At 53.1% G+C, this 20,222-nt stretch carries 16 protein-coding genes; 11 read left to right on the top strand and 5 right to left on the bottom strand.

The features are described from left to right. Nucleotides 1–40 precede the first annotated feature (40 nt). Both PHE17_RS07750 and PHE17_RS07745 read left to right on the top strand, forming a co-directional pair. Nucleotides 41–1,123 carry an efflux RND transporter periplasmic adaptor subunit gene (locus PHE17_RS07750; RefSeq protein WP_301015259.1) on the top strand — a complete coding sequence of 361 codons (1,083 nt, stop codon included), beginning with the start codon at nt 41–43 and terminating at the stop codon, nt 1,121–1,123. Then, nucleotides 1,116–4,343, top strand: coding sequence for an efflux RND transporter permease subunit (locus tag PHE17_RS07745; RefSeq protein ID WP_301015258.1), 3,228 nt, complete (start codon nt 1,116–1,118; stop codon nt 4,341–4,343). Before PHE17_RS07750 ends, PHE17_RS07745 begins: the two co-directional genes overlap by 8 nt. 84 nt (nt 4,344–4,427) lie before the next feature. Here the strand turns inward: PHE17_RS07745 and PHE17_RS07740 are convergent, their stop codons facing one another. Next, on the bottom strand, nt 4,428–4,721 hold the full coding sequence (locus PHE17_RS07740) for a hypothetical protein (protein ID WP_301015257.1): 294 nt from the start codon (nt 4,719–4,721) through the stop codon (nt 4,428–4,430). A 235-nt stretch (nt 4,722–4,956) separates the two neighbouring features. Between PHE17_RS07740 and PHE17_RS07735 the strand changes: the two genes are divergently transcribed. Further along, the gene (locus PHE17_RS07735; RefSeq protein WP_301015256.1) at nt 4,957–7,323 is read left to right on the top strand and encodes a Tex family protein; all 2,367 of its coding nucleotides are present in this window, start codon (nt 4,957–4,959) and stop codon (nt 7,321–7,323) included. Between the two features lie 251 nt (nt 7,324–7,574). Here the strand turns inward: PHE17_RS07735 and PHE17_RS07730 are convergent, their stop codons facing one another. Then, complete coding sequence (locus PHE17_RS07730; protein WP_301015255.1) at nt 7,575–7,970, bottom strand: type II toxin-antitoxin system VapC family toxin; 396 nt, start codon at nt 7,968–7,970, stop codon at nt 7,575–7,577. Further along, complete coding sequence (locus PHE17_RS07725; RefSeq protein ID WP_301015254.1) at nt 7,967–8,209, bottom strand: DUF2281 domain-containing protein; 243 nt, start codon at nt 8,207–8,209, stop codon at nt 7,967–7,969. The genes PHE17_RS07730 and PHE17_RS07725 overlap by 4 nt, the downstream gene beginning before the upstream one ends. 190 nt (nt 8,210–8,399) lie before the next feature. Between PHE17_RS07725 and PHE17_RS07720 the strand changes: the two genes are divergently transcribed. Beyond that, nucleotides 8,400–9,242, top strand: coding sequence for an Rpn family recombination-promoting nuclease/putative transposase (locus PHE17_RS07720; RefSeq protein WP_301015253.1), 843 nt, complete (start codon nt 8,400–8,402; stop codon nt 9,240–9,242). Between the two features lie 43 nt (nt 9,243–9,285). Further along, nucleotides 9,286–10,140 (top strand): HNH endonuclease signature motif containing protein, encoded by an 855-nt coding sequence (locus PHE17_RS07715; RefSeq protein ID WP_301015252.1) that lies wholly within the window; start codon nt 9,286–9,288, stop codon nt 10,138–10,140. Nucleotides 10,141–10,164: 24 nt separating this feature from the next. Here PHE17_RS07715 and mfd read toward each other — a convergent pair whose 3' ends face one another. Then, a complete protein-coding gene (gene mfd / locus PHE17_RS07710) occupies nt 10,165–13,677 on the bottom strand; it encodes a transcription-repair coupling factor (protein WP_301015251.1) in 3,513 nt (1,170 codons plus the stop codon). A 33-nt stretch (nt 13,678–13,710) separates the two neighbouring features. Next, the gene (locus PHE17_RS07705) at nt 13,711–15,048 is read right to left on the bottom strand and encodes a tetratricopeptide repeat protein (protein ID WP_301015250.1); all 1,338 of its coding nucleotides are present in this window, start codon (nt 15,046–15,048) and stop codon (nt 13,711–13,713) included. A gap of 198 nt (nt 15,049–15,246) precedes the next feature. On the opposite strand from PHE17_RS07705, the gene minC reads away from it, so the two are divergent. The 6 genes from minC to PHE17_RS07675 all read left to right on the top strand — a co-directional run bounded on the left by minC (nt 15,247) and on the right by PHE17_RS07675 (nt 20,218). Then, a complete protein-coding gene (gene minC, locus PHE17_RS07700; RefSeq protein WP_301015249.1) occupies nt 15,247–15,945 on the top strand; it encodes a septum site-determining protein MinC in 699 nt (232 codons plus the stop codon). Nucleotides 15,946–16,051: 106 nt separating this feature from the next. After that, the gene (gene minD / locus PHE17_RS07695) at nt 16,052–16,858 is read left to right on the top strand and encodes a septum site-determining protein MinD (protein WP_301015248.1); all 807 of its coding nucleotides are present in this window, start codon (nt 16,052–16,054) and stop codon (nt 16,856–16,858) included. A gap of 5 nt (nt 16,859–16,863) precedes the next feature. Continuing rightward, the gene (minE, locus tag PHE17_RS07690; protein WP_301015247.1) at nt 16,864–17,121 is read left to right on the top strand and encodes a cell division topological specificity factor MinE; all 258 of its coding nucleotides are present in this window, start codon (nt 16,864–16,866) and stop codon (nt 17,119–17,121) included. Further along, nucleotides 17,111–18,427: a DNA recombination protein RmuC gene (gene rmuC, locus PHE17_RS07685; RefSeq protein ID WP_301015246.1), complete on the top strand. Its 1,317-nt coding sequence runs from the start codon at nt 17,111–17,113 to the stop codon at nt 18,425–18,427. The genes minE and rmuC overlap by 11 nt, the downstream gene beginning before the upstream one ends. Then, nucleotides 18,411–19,337, top strand: a complete 927-nt coding sequence (locus tag PHE17_RS07680) for a hypothetical protein (protein WP_301015245.1) — start codon at nt 18,411–18,413, stop codon at nt 19,335–19,337. The genes rmuC and PHE17_RS07680 overlap by 17 nt, the downstream gene beginning before the upstream one ends. Nucleotides 19,338–19,339: 2 nt before the next feature. Then, on the top strand, nt 19,340–20,218 hold the full coding sequence (locus PHE17_RS07675; protein ID WP_301015244.1) for a hypothetical protein: 879 nt from the start codon (nt 19,340–19,342) through the stop codon (nt 20,216–20,218). The last annotated feature ends 4 nt before the right edge of the window (nt 20,219–20,222 follow it).

Raw genomic sequence — 20,222 nt, 5'->3', positions numbered from 1 at the left:
GAATGCGCCAACTTCTCACTTTGTTTTAGGTAAGTATGCCATGAAAGTATTACAACAATGGGTACTGGTCGTCGGATTGTCGTTGCTAGCTGCCTGTCAGGATGCGGAGCAGACGCAACCAGCGGCTGGGGAAACCAAGCCCGGTTTACAGACCGTGCAGGCTAGCGCGGTGGGTGCGCCGGAGCTGCATTATCTGGATGGTCATGTGGAAGCGGTCAACCAAAGTACCCTTTCCGCCCAGACCAGTGGGGTCATTGAAAAACTGTCCTACGATGTCGATGACTACGTGGAACAGGGCAAGGAAATTGCCCGGATCAAATCCAAGAACCAGCAAGCCGGGGTGCAACAAGCACAAGCGGCATCAGATGAAGCGCAAGCACGTTATGCGGAAGCCCAAGCGGACTTCAAGCGCATTAGCGATATTTACGCCAAACGCTTGATCCCTAAGGCAGATTACGATGCCGCCAATGCGGGGTTGAAAGCTGCCGAGGCACGCCTCGCAGCCGCCAAGGCTCAAGTCACACAGGCGGGTGAACAACTCGGTTACACTAGCTTGGTTGCCCCTTTCAGCGGAATTGTCACCAAGCGCCATGTGGAATTGGGGGAAGCGGTTAACCCCGGCACGCCGATCATGACCGGCATTTCGCTCGACCAGATGCGGGTGGTGGTGGAAGTGCCGCAACGCCTGATTGCTCAAGTGCGTAAGGAAAAGAAAGCCTTCGTGTTCCAAGACGGTTCCAACAAGTCGTTGCCGGTCAAGTCACTGACGTTTTTCCCCTATGCCGATCCGAAAACGAATGCATTCAAGGTGCGTATTGAGTTGGCGGAAGGCACGCAAGACCTGTTCCCCGGCATGTTCGTCAAAGTGGCGTTCGTGATGGGGGCGCAGAATGCAGTCAGCGTGCCGGAAAGTGCCGTGGTGGTGCGTAGCGAAGTCATCGGCGTGTATGTCATCAACAAGGATGGCAAGCCTGCGTTACGCCAAATCCGTTTGGGCAAAAAGCTGGACGATAATAATATCAGTGTGCTGGCAGGGCTGGATGCGGGTGAAACCATTGCGCTTGACCCGGTGCAGGCGGCGATTTCGCTGAAACAGCAAGCGCCCGAGGTGAAGCATGAGTGAATCCAAGCTGGGCATTTCCGGCGCGATTGCAAAGAAATTCCTCACTACCGAAATTACCCCGTTGCTGGCGATGGTGGGTTTGCTGCTGGGCATGTTCGCGGTAATGGTGACGCCGCGTGAAGAAGACCCGCAGATCAATGTGACTTTTGCCAACGTATTCGTGCCGTTCCCCGGTGCGAGTGCGGAACAGGTGGAAAGCCTCGTCAGTACCCCCGCCGAACAGGTGTTGTCGGAAATCGAAGGGCTGGAACACATCTATTCCACCGCGATGCCGGGGATGGCAGTGCTGACGGTGCAGTACAAGGTTGGGGAAGACCGTACTGCCGCGCTGGTACGCCTGTACAACAAGGTCGCCTCGAATCAGGACTGGTTGCCGCAGAATCTCGGTGTCGGTACGCCGCTGATTAAGCCCAAAGGTATCGACGATGTGCCGATTGTGGCGCTGACCTTGTGGACGGAAGACGACAAACGCGGTGCTTACGAATTGAACCAAGTGGCGCACGCGATTGAATCCGAACTCAAGCGTGTGCCCGGTTCGCGGGATATTTACACCATCGGTGGGCCGCAACAGGTCGTGCATGTGCTGCTGGATGCGCAAAAGCTCGCCGGACACGGCATTTCCATTGCTGACCTGCGCATGGCGTTGCAAGCCAGCAATTCGGCGCGTGACGCGGTTTCCCTCGTTAATAATAATGAGGAAATCCAAGTACAGGCCGGAACGTTCCTGATGGATGCTGACGAAGTGGGCAACCTGATGGTGGGTGTATTCGACGGCAAGCCGGTGTTCCTCAGCGATGTGGCGGAGGTGAAACGCACTTCCGATTCGCCGGAAGCTTATGTCAGCTTCGGCACAGGCGCGGCGGCGGTACACAAAGGTTTGCAAACGGGCATCCATACCCCGGCGGTGACGATTGCGGTTGCCAAACAGCCGGGTACGAATGCGGTCGATATTGCCAATAATGTGATTGAGCGTTTCGAGAAATTGCGCGGAACCTTCGTGCCGGAAGGCGTGAATGTCACCGTGACCCGCAATTACGGCGAAACCGCGCAGGCCAAGTCCGAAAAGCTGATCCATAAACTGATCATTGAAACCATTGCGGTGGCGCTCCTGATCTGGCTGGCACTGGGCTGGCGGGAAGCACTGATCGTCGGTGCAGCGGTGGTGATTACGCTGGCGGTGACGCTGTTTGCTTCATGGGCGTATGGTTTTACCCTTAACCGGGTGTCGTTGTTTGCGCTGATTTTCTCCATCGGGATTCTGGTCGATGATGCGATTGTGGTGGTGGAAAATATTCACCGGCACATGCAAAAAGGTGGCAAGAAACTGCTGGAGGTGATCCCCGTTGCGGTGGATGAGGTGGGTGGCCCGACCATTTTGGCGACCTTCACCGTTATCGCCGCATTGTTGCCGATGGCGTTTGTTTCGGGGCTGATGGGGCCGTATATGTCGCCGATCCCGATCAATGCCAGTATGGGGATGCTGATTTCGCTGGCGGTGGCTTACGTGGTGACGCCGTGGATGACTGCCAAAATGCTGGGTAATGTGGATTTCGACCATCACCACGATGACAACAGCAAACTGCACGGTTTCTTTAGCCGCATCATGTTGCCGTTTCTGGATGACAAAGAAGGTGGTAAGCGCCGTAACAAGCTGTTCGCCGTCATCACCTTGCTGATTTTCCTGTCTGCGTCTTTGGCGGTGTTCAAGTTGGTGGTACTGAAAATGCTGCCATTTGATAATAAGTCCGAGTTCCAAGTGGTGCTGGATATGCCGGAAGGGACATCGCTGGAACAAACCTCCCGCGTGCTCAATGAGATGGCAGATTATTTGGGTAAGGTGGATGAAGTCACTGACTACCAGATTTACGCTGGGACAGCCGCGCCAATCAACTTCAACGGGCTGGTGCGCCAGTATTATTTGCGCGAAGGTTCCAACGTTGGTGATATTCAGGTCAACCTGACGGATGCGCACGGGCGTACCCGCCAGAGCCATGAAATTTCCTTGGCAGTGCGTCCGCCTTTGCAGGAAATTGCCAAGAAATACAATGCCAATGTGAAAGTGGTTGAAGTTCCGCCGGGGCCGCCTGTGATGTCGCCGATTGTGGCGGAAGTGTACGGGCTGGATTATCCGGGACAGATCAAAGTTGCCAAGCAAATCCGGGGTGAATTTGAGAAAACCCCTGACATCGTGGATATTGATGACAGCGTGGAAGCGCCGCAGAAACGGCTCGTGGTGCAAGTTGACCGTAGTAAGGCCGCCGTGCTGGGTGTGTCGCAGGATACCATTGCTTCAGCGGTGAATACGGCCTTGCATGGTGAAGATGTGGTGTTCTTGCATGGCAAAGGCATCAAATACGCTGTGCCAATCCGTGTGGAATTCCCGGTCGCGCTCAAGGATAAAATGGATTCGGTATTAGCCTTGCGGGTGCGCAGCCAGTCGGGCGAACTTGTCCCCATGTCGGAATTGGTCAGCGTGCAGGAAACCACCCGCGAGCATTCCATCTACCATAAGGATTTGCTGCCAGTGGTGTACGTCACGGGCGATATGGCAGGAAGCACGGATAGCCCTTTGTACGGCATGTTCAACATCTTTTCCAGCATCAAGGATTTGTCGGTGTATGGCAACGAAATCAAACAATATTTCGTCGCGCAGCCGGATGACCCGTATTTGTACGGCATGAAGTGGGACGGAGAATGGCAAGTGACCTACGAAACCTTCCGCGACATGGGCATTGCCTACGGGGTAGGGATGATCCTCATTTTCCTGCTGATCGTGGCACAATTCAGGTCGTATATGGTTCCGCTGGTGATAATGTCGCCAATTCCGCTGACCATCATCGGCGTTATGCCGGGTCATGCCTTGCTGGGGGCGCAATTTACCGCGACTTCCATGATTGGCATGATTGCCTTGGCGGGGATTATTGTGCGTAACTCGATCCTGCTGGTAGATTTCATCAATGAGCAGGTTCGCGGTGGTATGGCGCTGAAAGATGCGGTGATCAATTCCAGTGCCGTGCGTGCCAAGCCGATTGCACTGACCGCGTTGGCTGCAATGGTGGGGGCATTCTTCATCATTGATGACCCGATCTTTGGTGGGTTGGCAGTGTCGCTGATTTTTGGGATATTGGTTTCCACAGTGCTGACACTGGTACTGATCCCGTTGATGTACTATATGTATGCACGTAACCGTCTGACAATGATTACCAGCAGAGCGGCCTGACGCTTTGCTGTTTCTAACTGTGTTCAATCTGACGAAGCCTCTGGTATCGGCCTAAGCGAACCGGAGGCTTTCGTTTTTTAGTGCTTAGTGGCAACCACGGTTACAAGCTGGACGCGGGGCTGGCAGGTGACGCACAACTGGACGGTGTGGGTGATGCACAACCGGGCGGTGGATCACAACGTGGTGATGCACAACCGGACGCGGCGCGGGGCGCACGAAGTGGTGTACCACAGGTGGGTGAATTACCGGGCGGACAGAGACCACCGGATGGGCGCAACCTGTATTGCAACCACCACCATTAGCGGAAACTGCTTGGGCAGACAAACCGCCACCAATGAGCAAACAGCCGATGAACAGCATTTTGAATTTATTCAGCATGACACTTTCCTTATGTTAGATTAAAAAAAATTATGATAAATGACGAAGCCATGAATGGGGTTTACGTTGGCTTCGGTTGTTACCTTATCGCGCATTAAGGCAGTTGGTAAGAGGTTAATTTTTTACCCGGTTAACCGATGATGCCTATTTATTGGCTCCATTTATGCCATAACGGTTTCGGAGTCAGCCGCTTTTGCTTATCATGCGCACGATTGATCACGACTATGAGTTTTGTATGCAAACTATCCTTGCCCGCATCGCCACCGAATTGGCAGTCAACGAGAAACAAGTGACCGCCGCTGTCGAGTTGCTGGATGAAGGTTCTACTGTTCCGTTTATTGCCCGCTACCGCAAAGAAAAGACTGGCGGTTTGGATGACACGCAACTGCGTTACCTCGAAACCCGCTTAGGTAGCCTGCGTGAGTTGGAAAAGCGCCGTGAAACCGTGCTGCATTCCATCCGCGAACAGGGCAAGTTGTCGCCGGAACTGGAGGCGCAGGTATTGCAAGCGCAAACCCGTACCGAACTCGAAGACATTTACCTGCCGTACAAGCCTAAGCGCCGTACCAAGGCGATGATTGCGCGGGAGGCCGGTATCCAGCCGTTGGCAGATGCTTTGCTGGAAAACCCGCAGCTTGACCCGGAAACCGAAGCGGTAAAGTACCTCAACCCTGAGATGGAATTCGCCGACACCAAAGCGGTGCTGGATGGTGCACGTCAAATCCTGATGGAAACCTTTGCTGAAAATGCTGAACTGAGTGGCAACTTGCGCGAATACTTGTGGGAGCAGGGTAGTTTTGAAGCCAGCGTGATTGAGGGCAAGGAACAGGAAGGGCAGAAATTTGCCGATTACTTTGCGTATGGCGAAGCCTTGCACAAAATCCCTTCCCATCGCGCTTTGGCGCTGTTCCGGGGGCGCAATGAAGGCATCCTTGACCTTAAGCTGGATGTGCCGGTTGCCGAAGGTTTGAGCCATCCGTGTGAAGACCAGATTGCCCGCGCTTTCAATATCCGTGATCAGGGCAGGGCGGCAGACCGTTGGTTGCTCGACACAGTGCGTTGGACATGGAAAGTGAAATTGCACAGCCGTCTAAGCACCGACCTGAACCTGCGTTTGCGCGAACAGGCTGAAGCCGAAGCCATCCGTGTGTTTGCCACCAACCTCAAAGATTTGTTGCTGGCGGCTCCAGCGGGGGCGCGTGCCACGATGGGGCTTGACCCCGGCTTGCGTACTGGGGTGAAAGTGGCAGTGGTGGATGCGACCGGCAAGCTGCTGGATTTCGCCACCATTTACCCGCACGTGCCGAAAAAGCAGTGGGATCAATCCATCGCGGTGCTTGCCGAATTGTGCGGCAAATACAATGTTGATTTGGTCAGCATTGGTAATGGCACGGCTTCCCGCGAAACCGACCAGTTGGCGGCTGATTTGATCAAGCGCCACCCAGAACTGAAACTCTCCAAAGTCATGGTGTCGGAAGCGGGCGCTTCGGTGTATTCCGCATCGGAACTGGCGGCGAAAGAATTCCCGCTGCTGGACGTGTCGATCCGTGGTGCAGTATCCATTGCCCGCCGCTTGCAAGACCCGCTCGCTGAACTGGTGAAAATCGACCCGAAATCCATCGGCGTAGGCCAATACCAACACGACGTAAACCAGCCAGAACTGGCACGCAGTTTGGGCACGGTGGTCGAAGACTGCGTAAACGCGGTCGGTGTGGATGTGAATATGGCGTCTGCGGCGCTGTTGGCGCGGGTTTCCGGCCTCAACCAAGGCATTGCCGAGAATATCGTGGCGTTCCGCAATGACAATGGCGCGTTCCGCAACCGCAACCAGTTGAAGAAAGTATCGCGCTTGGGGGCAAAAACCTTTGAACAAGCTGCGGGCTTCTTGCGCATCCGTGATGGTGAACACCCGCTGGATGCCTCTGCTGTCCACCCGGAAGCCTACACGCTGGTCGAGCAGATTGCTGCTGTCAACCGCCATCCGCTAGCCGAGTTGGTTGGTAACAGCGAATTCGTCAGCCAGCTCAAACCGTCGGATTACGTCACCGAGCAATTCGGTTTGCCCACCATCCGCGACATTTTGGCGGAACTCGAAAAACCCGGTCGTGACCCGCGCCCTGAATTCGTCACCGCTACCTTCCGCGATGGCGTGAATGCCCTCGCCGACCTGCAACCCGGCATGATCCTCGAAGGTGTTGTCACCAACGTGGCGAATTTTGGCGCATTCGTCGACATCGGCGTGCATCAGGATGGCCTCGTGCACATTTCCCAGCTCACCAACAAATTCATCAAAGACCCACGTGAAGTTGTGCGTACTGGCGATGTGGTCAAAGTGCGCGTGGAAGAAGTCGACGTGCAACGCAAGCGCATTTCCCTGACCATGAAACTCGAACCCGTCGCCGCAGCCGCTGCCAATAGCGACGTGCGTAAACCGCAAGCCACCCCACAGGAACGCTCACGCCAACAGCGCGACCGCAGGCAAGATGCACCGCAAACCCACAAGCCGCAAGCCCCTAAAAAGCCTGCTAAAGACCCGGCACTGGCGACCAATTCGGCGATGGGGGATGCACTGGCAGCAGCGCTTGCCAAGATGCGGAAGTAGGGCTGGCAGTAATTTGCTTTCGCTTATCCCTACGTTGGGTTAGTTGCTGCCAGCACTGTCATCCCCAGTGCTTTGGCAGCATCATTCAAGTGCTTGTCAAAACAGGCAAATATCAGCGGCTGCGGCATAATTTGCAGGCTAATCGCTTCTGCTCATTACGCCATACCTCCACGAATGTTTTGAGTTGGTATTTTGGGTCAGTCAATACGTACTTTTTGGAACTGCTGGAATTCTCTGCTGAGGTGGACATACTACGTCGCGGTGGGCTGTGGGGTGTATTTGTGTAGTTGTAAGCCATCAACAACTTCAAAGTGTTTGGCATTTCCCGTCGCCAACGCCAGCCCGTATTCCAACGCGGTTGCTGCAATCAGTGCGTCAGCAAGTTGCATGGAATGGCTATGGAAATAGCGGCGAACCAATGCTACGGCGCGTTCTGAAATGCTGTCATTGATTGGCAAGCGTGATACCGCCATGTTTTTGAGTGTTTTGTCGATGGCTTGGGCTTCACGCTTGTTTTTTGCACCCTGAATCAGTTCCATGTAGGTCACGTCAGAAATGGCGAGATCATCGAAGCTGTCCAGAAACGTACTCGCTTGCGGGTTTTTGCGTGTTACCCAAATCAGTACATCGGTATCAACCAAAATCAAAAGCGTGATCTCCGCAGGTGGCGGACGTAAGCGGCTGGGTCTGCCATTTCTGCGCGGTCTTGCCATAAGCCGTAGAGTGGCGTATCGCTCCAACTGGTTTTGCGTTTACCAGCAGTTTTGGTGGCTGGTTTGACAGGGTAGCGGCTGCGAATGAATTCGATGTAGTGCAATACTTCGCGCTGGGCACTTTCAGGCAAGCTGCGAGTCTGTTGGGCGATTTGTTGCTCCAAGGTTTGCATGGTGTCGTCGTCCCGAAAACTGTGTTGACAGTTAGTATAAGGGGCTTTGTACGAATTGCAAAAGCTAAAGGATTTACGCGGCCTGTGGCTGGATGTATGGTGCTCATGCCCTGCAACTTGTCGCATCGCTGTCAGTTGGGTTTGTGCTAAAATCACAGTCCTACAGTCATCACTTCGGTAGGTCGGCACTATGCAGGACAAGTACATCAACCCCTTCACTGACTTCGGTTTCAAGAAGTTGTTTGGGGAAGAACCGCACAAGGAATTGCTGATCAGCTTCCTGAATACGCTGCTGCCAGAAAAACACCGGATTCAGGACTTGCAGTACACCCGCAATGAACATCAGGGCTACACCGCGCTTGACCGCAAAGCTATTTTTGACCTGAATTGCATCAGCCCGACGGGTGAACGTTTCATTGTCGAGTTGCAGAAAGCCAAGCAGAATTTTTTCAAGGATCGCAGCCTGTATTACGCCACGTTTCCGATTCAGGAGCAGGCACAGCGCGGTGATTGGGATTATAAGCTGGCGGCGGTTTATACCATTGGTATCCTTGATTTTGTGTTTGAGGAAGATCGGGAAACCCATGATAAGGAAGTGATTCACACCATCCAGCTTAAGAACCAGAATGGGCATGTGTTTTACGACAAGCTGACATTTATTTACCTGACACTTCCCCATTTTAATAAGTCGCTGGATGAACTGCATACGACTCAAGACAAATGGCTGTATATATTCAGGCACTTGCACGAAATGCAGGAAATCCCGCCTGTTTTGCATGAAGCAATATTCCTCAAGTTATTTGAGGCGGCGCAAATTGCCTGCTTTAATCCTGCCGAGCGTCAAGCCTACGAAGATAGCTTGAAATATTATCGTGATTTGAAGAATGTGACGGATACAGCGCGGGATGAAGGCGAGCAAAAAAAGACAGTGGAAATTGCCCGCAATTTGTTGGATGTGCTGGATGATGAAACGATTGCACAAAAAACAGGATTGTCGTTGGAAAATGTGCGAGCATTGCGGAATGAAAGTTGATCTGTCATGCTCCGCTATGGACAAGAAATGATGGGTTAAACAAGTGAAGGATATTGTTGCCCCTTTATTTCTTGTAATAATTGCCGCAGTCATATATATCTTGTCTCTGCGTAACGACCGTGAGCAGGCTAATAAAAAACTTGAAAAGGTCACGGATGAACTCTCTTTTAGCACAAATAAGCTGAAGCAAATTCAGGTTCACTATACTGAATTGCAAGAAGAATTAGAAAGGCATGATCAAGCGACAAGAACACTTATTCGTTCTCAATATGCACAGCGTGAGGCAACGATGGCTGCTGGTTCGGCATGGAGAAATATGGAACTTCGTGAGCTTGCTGAAACTTACCCGTACATACCTTTCCTTCCTGAAGAGCAAACACTGTCTCGTATTCTTCACGATTACATAATGGATAATCCATCAATTGATACTAACAAACTCTATCACTTTCATGCTTTAAATCAATATAAATTCGCTTTCTTGCGTAAAAACAAAGATATAAGTATTTGTTGGCTTAGCGATAAGAAATTCTGGCATCAATACGATTACCTATCAGAGTTAGATCAAGAATACCCAGAGCTTGATCCCCCAGACTGGAAGATTAGGCGAAGAATTGTCCATGAGCGCGAGCAGAGCCTTTGTCAACGTTGTGGGAAACAGCTAACACTGTCCCAATCTCATATTCATCATATTATTCCCCGATGTGATTTGGGAACACATCATGTGGAAAATCTTTCACTTTTATGCCCTGATTGCCATACATATATGCCTGATCATGAGTGGATGCGTGACCGTGAAAAAGTAGGTTACTATGATGAAAGAACTAGTAAGTGGAAATCCCAATTTCAAGAACAACTTGATCTCATAACCAATAATGGAGAGTATGTTTATCGTTGGTGATAAATACGTTCCGGCTGAAGTAATTCACGCTCCAATCTCCCCCATCAACTTAACCACCCACTCCTCCCGCTCCTCCACGGTCGGGAGTTCGATTTCAAACCTTAACTTATCCTGCCCATCCAGCTTAAACACCCACGGGCGTTTCTGGATCAGGGTAATCACCTTCATCGGGTCAATATTCGGTTTGTCGTCAAAGATAATCCGCCCACCCTTGACGTGCATATCCAGCTTGCGGATGCCCAGTTCTTGCGCCAGCAGCTTGACCCGCGTGACGCTGAACAGCGTTTTGGTCGGCTCTGGCAGCAGCCCGAAGCGGTCGATCATTTCCACCCGCAATTCGTCCAGTGCCGCCTGCGATTCCGCGCTGGCAATGCGTTTGTAGAGGATCAGCCGCGCATGGACATCCGGCAAATAATCGTCCGGGATCAGCGCAGGCGCACCCAATTCCACCGTGGTACGGCGGCTGGTGGCGCTCAATTCCGGCACTTTGCCCGATTTCAACGCCTTCACCGCGCGTTCCAGCAGGTCGTTGTAGAGGTTGAAACCGATTTCCTGAATCTGCCCGCTTTGCCCTTCGCCGAGCAATTCGCCTGCGCCGCGAATCTCCAGATCGTGCGTCGCCAGCGTGAAACCGACCCCCAGTTCTTCCAGCGATTCAATTGCTTCCAGCCGCTTGACCGCATCCGGCGTGAGCGCGGATTTCGGCGGCGCAATCAGATAGGCATAAGCGCGGTGGTGCGAACGCCCGACCCGCCCGCGCAACTGGTGCAATTGCGCCAGCCCCAGCTTGTCGGCACGGTTGATCAGGATCGTGTTGGCGGTCGGCACGTCGATGCCGCTTTCAATGATGGTGGTCGCAATCAGAATCTGGAAACGCTGGTGGTAAAAATCGCTCATGATGTTTTCCAGCTCATTCGCCCGCATCTGCCCGTGGGCATGGCGCACCGTCACACCGGGCAACATCGCGCTGAGTTCCTGCTCCACCTTGTCGATGGTTTTGACCTCATTGTGCAGCACATACACTTGCCCGCCGCGTGACAATTCCCGCGCACATGCTTCCTGAATGATGGTCTTGTTCCACTCGCACACAAAAGTTTTGATCGCGTGGCGTTGCGTCGGCGGGGTGGCAATGATCGACAAATCACGCAAGCCCGACAGCGACATATTCAGCGTGCGCGGAATCGGCGTGGCGGTCATGGTCAACATATCGACATTGGCACGCAGCTTTTTCATCTGCTCTTTGTCGCGCACCCCGAAACGGTGTTCCTCGTCGATAATCACCAGCCCCAGTTGCTTGAAATGCACATCGTCCTGCAACAGCTTGTGCGTACCGATCACGATGTCGATCTTGCCGGAGGCGAGTGCCTCCAATGCCTTGCTGGTTTCTTTGCCAGTCTTGAAGCGTGACAGCGATTCGATATTGAACGGCCAGTCGGCAAAACGGTCACGGAAATTGTTCAAATGCTGCTGAGCCAGCAAGGTGGTCGGCGCAATCATCGCCACCTGCTTGCCCGCATTTGCCGCCACGAACGCCGCCCGCATTGCCACTTCGGTCTTGCCGAAACCCACGTCGCCGCACACCACCCGATCCATCGGCTGCGCGGAACGCATGTCCTTGATCACGTTTTCAATCGCCAGTGCCTGATCCGGCGTTTCCTCAAACGGGAACGCGCCCGCAAACAGGCGGTAATCGTTGTCGTCAAACGGGAAGCTATGCCCCTGTTGCGCGGCACGGCGGGCGTGGATGTCGAGCAATTCCGCCGCCACATCGCGGGCTTTTTCCGCCGCTTTTTGCCGCGCCTTGTCCCACTGCTCATTGCCGAGGCGGTGCAAGGGCGCGTGTTCCGGGTCTGCCCCGGTGTAACGGCTGACCAGATGTAGCGCGGCAACGGGGACGTACAGCTTGTCGTGGTTGGCGTATTCGATCAGCAAATATTCCGCCGTCACCCCGCCCGCCGTGACCGTTTCCAGCCCCAGATACCGCCCGACCCCGTGTTCCTCGTGTACCACGGGTGCGCCTTCGTTGAGGTCGGTGAGGTTGCGGATAATGGCATCGGCATCACGGGTAGCTTTGCGGCGACGGCGTTGCTGCTGGATTTGCACCCCGTGCAGCAGGTTTTCGGGAATGACCGCAATCTTCGCATCGGGTAGCCAGAAACCGTTTTCCAGCGGCGCGACTGTAACCGCCATTTCGGCTTTGCTGTTGAGGAAATCCTGCCAGGTTTCCAGCGTTTTGACCGCGATACCGTTGTCTTTCAGCAGGGTGAGGAAGGCTTCGCGCCGCCCGGCAGATTCGGCGGTGAATAGTACGCGCCCTTTCAGGTCTTTGAGGAAGTTGAACAGCAGGAACAGCGGCTGCTCTTGGCGGGCGTGGATGAGCAGCGAGGGGAGGGCGGCGATGGGGTAGTTGATTGAAGAAACCCCTCCTAACCTCCCCTTATCAGGGGAGGGACTGGAGAGAGGAGCTTCTTTCTCCTCCCCTGATAAGGGGAGGCCGGGAGGGGTTTCTTTAAATCTTTGAACCTCAACCCTTGGATAATCCCCCACCCAGCTTTGCAGCATCGCCGCTGTCAGAAACAATTTCTCCGGCGCAAGCAATGGACGTTCAATATCATGCCGCCGCTGCTCATACCGATACTCCACCGTCTCCCAAAACTGCTTAACCGCCGCATCCACACCCTCAGCGAGTACCAGTAGTGTTTTCTTCGGCAAGTAATCAAACAGCGTCGCAGTATGCTCAAAGAACAGCGGCAAGTAATACTCAATCCCCGCTGGCGGCTTGCCCTGACTCACCCCTTCGTAAATGCGGCTGCGGGTCAAATCGCCTTCAACTTGCGCCCGATAGTTTTGGCGGAAAGTGCGAATTCCTGACTCATCCAGCGGAAATTCCCGCGCTGGCAGCAGTTCGATACTGTCCACCACGGCATCGGTGCGCTGCGTTTCTGGCGAAAAGGTGCGGATTGAATCAATTTCGTCGTCAAACAGGTCAATCCGGTAGGGCGTAGTGCTGCCCATCGGGAACAAGTCCACTAGCGAACCACGGGTGGCGTATTCGCCGTGTGCCATCACTTGGCTGACGTTGCGGTAGCCTGCTTCTTCCAGTTGTTTGCGTAATTTGTCGATGTCGAGCGGCGAACCTTTGCGTACCACGAAGGTATGTCCGTGCACGTAACTGGTCGGTGCAAGGCGGTGTAACAGCGTGGTGGCGGGCACAATCAAGATGCCGCGCTTCAGGTTTTGCAGCGTCGCCAGCGTTTTCAGGCGTTCGGAAATGATGTCTTCATGCGGTGAAAATACGTCGTAGGGCAGGGTTTCCCAATCCGGGAAAATGTGGCGCGGAATTTCCGGTGCGAAAAATTGCAACGCCGATTCCATCTGGTAAGCAGTATGTACATCCGGCACTGCCAGCAGCAACAAGCCGTCAAAGCCTTGGGCGGACTGGGCGATCAGCCATTCATGGGAACAACCGTACAGTTGTCCCCAGCGGATAATGCCATTGGGAGCGGCAGGATATTGGGGCTTGAGCAATGCAGACATGGATGCGGGCTTATTTTCTTAAAGCCCTGCATTCTACTGGATGGAGGCTTGCTTGTCCTGATGCTGTACGGTTTTGGCGGCGGTTTCCAAACGGTGGGTGAGTTCGTCGTGCTCTTCTGGGGTCAGCAGTTGCAAGACATAATCGCGGTTGGCGGCAGCGTGTTCATAGCCTTGGTTAGCCGCCAGCGAGAGCCAGTAAGCGGCAGTTGGCAGGTCTTTTGCCGTGCCGATGCCGTGCGCCATGTACGTGCCAAGGTTAAATTCTGCCCCGGCGTGATTAGTGTCAGCGGCTTTGCGGAACCATTTGATGGCCTCCTCATTGTCAGCGGCAACGCCTTGCCCCTTGGAAAACATCAGTGCCAGTGCGAATTGGGCATCGGGGTAATTCTGTTCCGCCGACTGGCGATACCAATACAAAGCCATTTCGTCGTCTTTGGGGAAATCCATGCCCTGATCGTACATATAACCCACGGTGTACTGCGCTGCCGGGTTGCCGCCGTCTGCTGCTTTGCGTATCCACTCAATGGCTTTGGTGTGGTCTTGCTGCACGCCTTCGCCCATCAGGTATTTGATGCCAAGGTTGTATTGTGCGCCCGCTTCGCCGAGTTGCGCGGCCTTGCGATACCAGTAGATGGCTTTATCTAGGCTTTTGGCGATCCCTTGCCCGTCTTCGTACAGCAGTGCCAGATTAAAGGCGGCGGCAGGGTCATTTTGTTCAGCAGCACGGCTGAACCAGTACGCGGCTTGGGAGAGATTGACGGGCAATGCTGTGCCTTTCAGGTAACGCACGCCCAGATCAAATTGGGCGTCTTTGTGCCCATTTTGGGCAGCTTGGGTAAACCAATGGGTGGCTTCTAGCGGGTCAGCGATCCCGTTTTCCGGGGTGTCAAACAGCAGGGCAAGGTTGTATTGGGCTTCGGTATCTTTTTGTTGGGCGGCTTTTTCGAACCAGTAACGGGCTTTGGTAATGTCTTTGGGTGGCTTAAGTTGCAGCAGGGCGAGGTTGTATTGGGCGTCAACATAACCTTGAACTGCCGCTTGTTCATAAAGATTAGCCGCTTTGCTGACATCCTGCTTTACATGCACACCATTTTCGTAGAAATTGGCAAGCTCAAACAGTGCAGGCGCGTAACCTTGTCCCGCTGACTGTTCCATCTGTTCTAGGCCGCGTTTTATGTCGTCATTATTGGCGGGATGCCCCAACAAAGCGCTGGCAATGGAGAACTGGGAAGATGATGGCTCTTGTGCTGAGCCGGACGCGGAATAGCTGGCGATGACAGGCGTAGGAAGGCTCGCGGTATCGGCGTGACTACTAAGCGGAAGGGTGGAAAGCATGGTGACAACTACCACGCCACTGAATTTAAGTGACAAACATACGCCCCTATACATAGTGTTAAGCCCCAACACAAAATTTGCAAAGTGAATTTTTTTTGTTCGCTGTAGCCTTGATTATAAATTAACATGGCCTAAAGATAAAATTGATTTGCCTAATTTATAGTCACATACAGTACCATTCGTCAGATTTGTTATCGAAGGATGATGGGTTCATGATTGACAGGAGTAGACGTAATGTCCGCAGATGTAGTCGAAATCAAGGGTGAGATGACTTTGGTGAGTGTCTTGCAACTGGCTTCCCCGGATGTGGCGAAAGTCAGGCAGGGCTTACAACAGAAACGGGACAGTGTGCCCCAGTTATTCGTTAACAGTCCCTTGGTGGTGGATTGCAGTTCCTTGGGCGATGCCTGTCAGCGGCTGGATTTTCAAGCGTTACGTGAAGCCATTGTGGACTTAGGGTTTATACCTGTTGGTATCCGTAATATTCCCGATGCCTGTCAGGAACAGGCAGTGCTGGCGGGGTGGGCAATGCTACGCCCTGTCCGCCAGAGCGCAATCCCGCGTACTGGGCGTCCTGCGGTACAAGAACCTGTCACAGCAGGTAAAAGCATCGAAGTGATTGAGCGCCCGGTGCGTTCAGGCCAGCAAGTCTATTTCCCGGATGGCGATATTGTGGTGTTACAGCACACCAGCGCGGGTTCAGAAATTCTCGCGGGCGGTTCGGTGCATGTTTATGGCTCGCTACGGGGGCGGGTATTGGCAGGTATCCATGGTGATACCAGTGCGCGGATATTTTGCCAGAAATTGGAAGCCGAGCTGGTAGCGATTGCCGGTAACTACCGTTTACTGGATGAAATCGAGACTGACCTAAAGGGACAGCCTGCGATGGTCTGGTTGGAAGGGGAAAAGCTGAGAATTGCACCGATGTTCTGAATTCCGTGTCTATTTTTTGCTAAAAAACGGTGGTGTCTGCTAATATTCTGGATGGGTCTACGGCAGGATTAGCCCTCCAGTCTGAATAATATAAAAGGAGCGTCTTTTGAGCAGGATAGTTGTAGTAACTTCGGGCAAAGGTGGTGTCGGCAAAACGACAACCAGTGCGGCATTTGCTACGGGGCTTGCCATGCGTGGCTACAAAACCGCAGTGATCGACTTTGACGTAGGTTTGCGTAACCTTGACCTGATCATGGGGTGTGAGCGGCGCGTTGTCTATGATTTCGTAAATGTCATCAATGGCGAAGCTTCCCTAAAACAAGCGTTGATCCGCGATAAGCACACCGAAAACCTGCATGTTTTACCAGCATCCCAAACCCGTGATAAAGACGCATTGACGCAAGAAGGTGTCGGTCGTGTCATGGATGGTTTGCGCGATGATGGTTTCGATTTTATCGTGTGCGATTCTCCAGCGGGTATTGAGCGCGGTGCGCACATGGCAATGTATTTTGCTGACGATGCGGTGGTGGTAACTAACCCGGAAGTGTCTTCGGTACGTGACTCTGACCGTATTTTGGGGTTGTTGCAAAGCAAGACCCAAAAGGCCGAGCAGGGCGGTAATGTGCGCGAACACCTGCTGATTACCCGCTATTCCCCAACGCGGGTGGCTTCCGGTGAAATGCTGGGGATGGAAGATATTCTGGAAATCCTCGCCGTTCCGCTGATTGGTGTTGTCCCTGAATCGCAAAGTGTGTTGCAGGCATCCAATAGTGGTACGCCCGTGATTTTGGATAAAACCAGTGATGCTGGGCAAGCGTATGACGATTTCGTGCGCCGTTTCTTGGGCGAAACAGTGCCTCATCGCTTCCTTGAAGTGGAGAAAAAGGGTTTCCTCAAACGGTTGTTCGGGTGATGGCTATGGGATGGTTTGATTACTTTAAGCAGAGCAAGCCCAATAGCGCCAAGGTTGCGAAGGAACGCTTGCAGATTGTCATTGCGCATGAACGCCTCGACCGTAATGGCCCGGAATACTTGCCCCAATTACGCCGTGACATCATGGAAGTCATCCGTAAATACGTGGCGATTACGGATGAACAGGTCAATGTGCAGTTTGAAAAAGGCGCAGATTACGACGTATTGGAATTGAACATTGCTTTACCGGAGCGTGAGCGTTAACAATCCCCCTTTCCCATTGGGCGCATTTATCGACCAGCATATCGTGTTCATCACCGCCGTGGTGATGTTTGCGTTTGGCTTGCTGGCTGCCCATCTGATCTACAGTCCGTCCTTGCGTCAGGCTCGCCGCGAACTGGAGCGCTTGCAATTGCAGTTGCAGACCGAAGAGCAAATCAACGAAGAACGCTTGCGGATGCTGGATGATGCGCAAGACCGCTTGCACAATACCTTTGCTTCGCTATCGCAGCGTGCCTTGCGGGACAATAATACCCAGTTCCTGCAATTGGCGCAGGAAACCATGGGGCGTTTCCATGTGGAATCCCGCGCTGACCTTGAGCAACGCCAGCATTCCATCCAGCATTTGGTTGAACCCATCCGTGAAGCGCTGACAAAAACCGAGGCGCAAATCCGTCAGATTGAAAAGGAACGGCAGGCTACTTTCGGCACACTCAGTGAACAGATTCGCGGTATGATGCACGACCAGTCGGCATTGCGCGACGAAACCGGACGTTTGGCTACGGCCTTGCGTGTCCCCGGCATACGCGGGCAATGGGGTGAACTTAGCTTGCGGCGCATTGCAGAATTGTCCGGGATGGTGGAACATTGTGATTTTGTGGAGCAGGCGCAACGCAGCAACACTGACCGCACGATCCGCCCGGATATGGTGATCCGTATGCCGGACAAACGCGAAATGATCGTTGATGCGAAAGCCCCAATGGATGCTTACCTTGATGCCGTGAATGCCGATAGCGAAGCAAGCCGCAAGCACCATTTGCAACGCCACGCGCGGCATGTGCGTGAGCATGTGCGTACTTTGGCGGGCAAACGTTATTGGGAACAATTTGAACATTCGCCTGATTTTGTGGTGTTGTTCATTCCCGGCGAACAATTTTTAGGGGCAGCACTGGAACAGGATAAAACCTTGTTGCATGATGCCCTGAATGACCGGGTAGTATTGGCTTCCCCGACTACGCTGGTGGCTTTGTTGCGTTCCGTTGCCTTTGGCTGGAAGCAGACCGTACTGGCAGAAAATGCCGGAAAAGTACGTGAATTAGGCGAGGAGCTGCACAAACGCTTGGCGGTTTTTCTTGACCACATGGAACGTATGGGACGAAATCTCGGCAGCAGTGTGGATACCTACAACAAAGCACTCGGTTCACTGGAGCGCAGTGTGTTACCGGGTGTGCGGCGGCTTGCTGAGTTAGGGGTATCATCGGGGCGGAACATTTCCGAACCAGTGCCAGTCGAAGTTATACCACGTCCGCCTTATACCAAGGATTTTGAAACTGATGTTGAAACCGACTAAGACCCGCTACTACCTGACCCTGTTGCAGATGGTGATCCTGCTGTTTTTGCTGGGCGCATTTGTATTGTTCAATAAAGAACAGGTCACGGCGTTCTTTGCTTCCACGCAGGCGGGGCAACTGGGGTTGGTGCTGAATGGCATAATCCTGTTGATTTTCCTGTTTGGTTTGGTGCGCATGATTTTCATGTTCCTGAACTACAGCTACGAACAGGATGTTTTGTACCAGTTCGTCAAGCGGGTTGAGGAAAATGCGGCAAACCCGGCCTACAACCTGTCAGATTCCGCCTTGGTGGTGAACCGTTACCTTGCGGTGCAAACCATTGTCCGTCAGCAAGCACCCGTCAACCAAGGGGCGTTGGCGGCGACCTTGGTTGCTAACCAAATGGCGCAGTTTACCTTGGTACGCTTTGTTAACAGCATCCTGATTTTGGCGGGTGTGTTGGGTACGGTGGTGTCGCTGGCAGTGGCTTTGATGGGCGCGGCAGGCTTGATGAATTCGCCGGATAACATGAAAAGCATGTGGGACATTATCGGCGGCATGTCCAACTCCCTCAGCACCACGGTAACAGCGATTGTCTGCTACGTGTTTTTTGCCTACTTCTATTTGCGCTTGCAAGACGCCCGCACCCAATTGCTGGCGAATATTGAGGATGTTACCTCGCTGTACATCTTGCCGCGCTTCAAACACGCTGAAAATAATATCTTGCACGATGTCGCAGTATTGGCAGCCGATCTGCGCAAAGCCGCAGAAAGCATCACCCTCGTGCAAGACCGTTTCCTGCAAGCTGGCGAACGCCTGCAATTGGCGGTGGATGATTTACAGGCAGTGGTTGCGCAAAGTGGCGACAATATCCGCATTATCCGCGAGTCAGTACGTGAAGGTTTCCGCTTGGATGTCAAAGGTAAATAAACATGAGTAGCGGTTTTCCCTCCCTGACGGGGGCGCAAGAAGAGATGGAAGAAGGCTTCTGGTCTTCTTTCAGTAACGTGATGATGGTGATCCTGAAGATATTCTTGCTGGTCATCGTGATGATGGCGCTGAATAACCGCAACCTGTTGGATGACCTGAAACACAGTGTCAAGGCAAAAGAAGCCGCACAGGTGGAAGCGCAAAAGTCAGCCCAAGATGCGCAGAAAGCCGCACAGGTGGCAGAATTCCAGCTCAAGGAAAATGCCACACTGGAAGAGCAACTGGACTACTTGCAGCAGCGCAGTACCGCACTGGAAATGGAGTTATTGAGCAGTCGCGCAGAAACCGAACAAGCCCGCAGCCTCAATACCGATAAGGAAACCGAGTTGACCCGTTTGCAAGCCTTGGCGCGTGAACAGGCGGATTCATTGAGCTTGCGCGAACAATCTTTGAATGCTTTGCAAACCGAATTAAGCAGCAAAAACGCCGAAATTTCTGGCCTTTACACCAAAGTGGATGAAAGCGAAAAGAAATTGCTCAGCATGAATGGCAGTTACGCCGAGTTGGATAAGAAATATCAGAAACTGCTGAAACCTGCCCGCTCCAGCAAGGGCAAACAGGTGGTGGAAGTCGTTTACCAAAAAGGGGGTTACGGCATCCGCAAACCGGGCGAAGCTGGTCAGCGCAGCGTAGGGCGTGATGTGCTCGAAAGCGAATTGGCGGGTTTGAAGGCGCAATACGGTACGGATTTGTACGTGAAAGTCATCATTCCTGATAACAGTGGCTTGTCGTATAACGAAGCATGGCGTTTTACCAATGACATGCTCTCGAAATACGACTACTACCACCAGCCGGATGGCAGCGTACCCGCACCGCGATAAGGGC

The organism is Thiothrix sp. (assembly GCF_028714775.1).
GTDB lineage: Bacteria > Pseudomonadota > Gammaproteobacteria > Thiotrichales > Thiotrichaceae > Thiothrix.
This window is presented reverse-complemented; position numbering and strand designations above follow the sequence as displayed.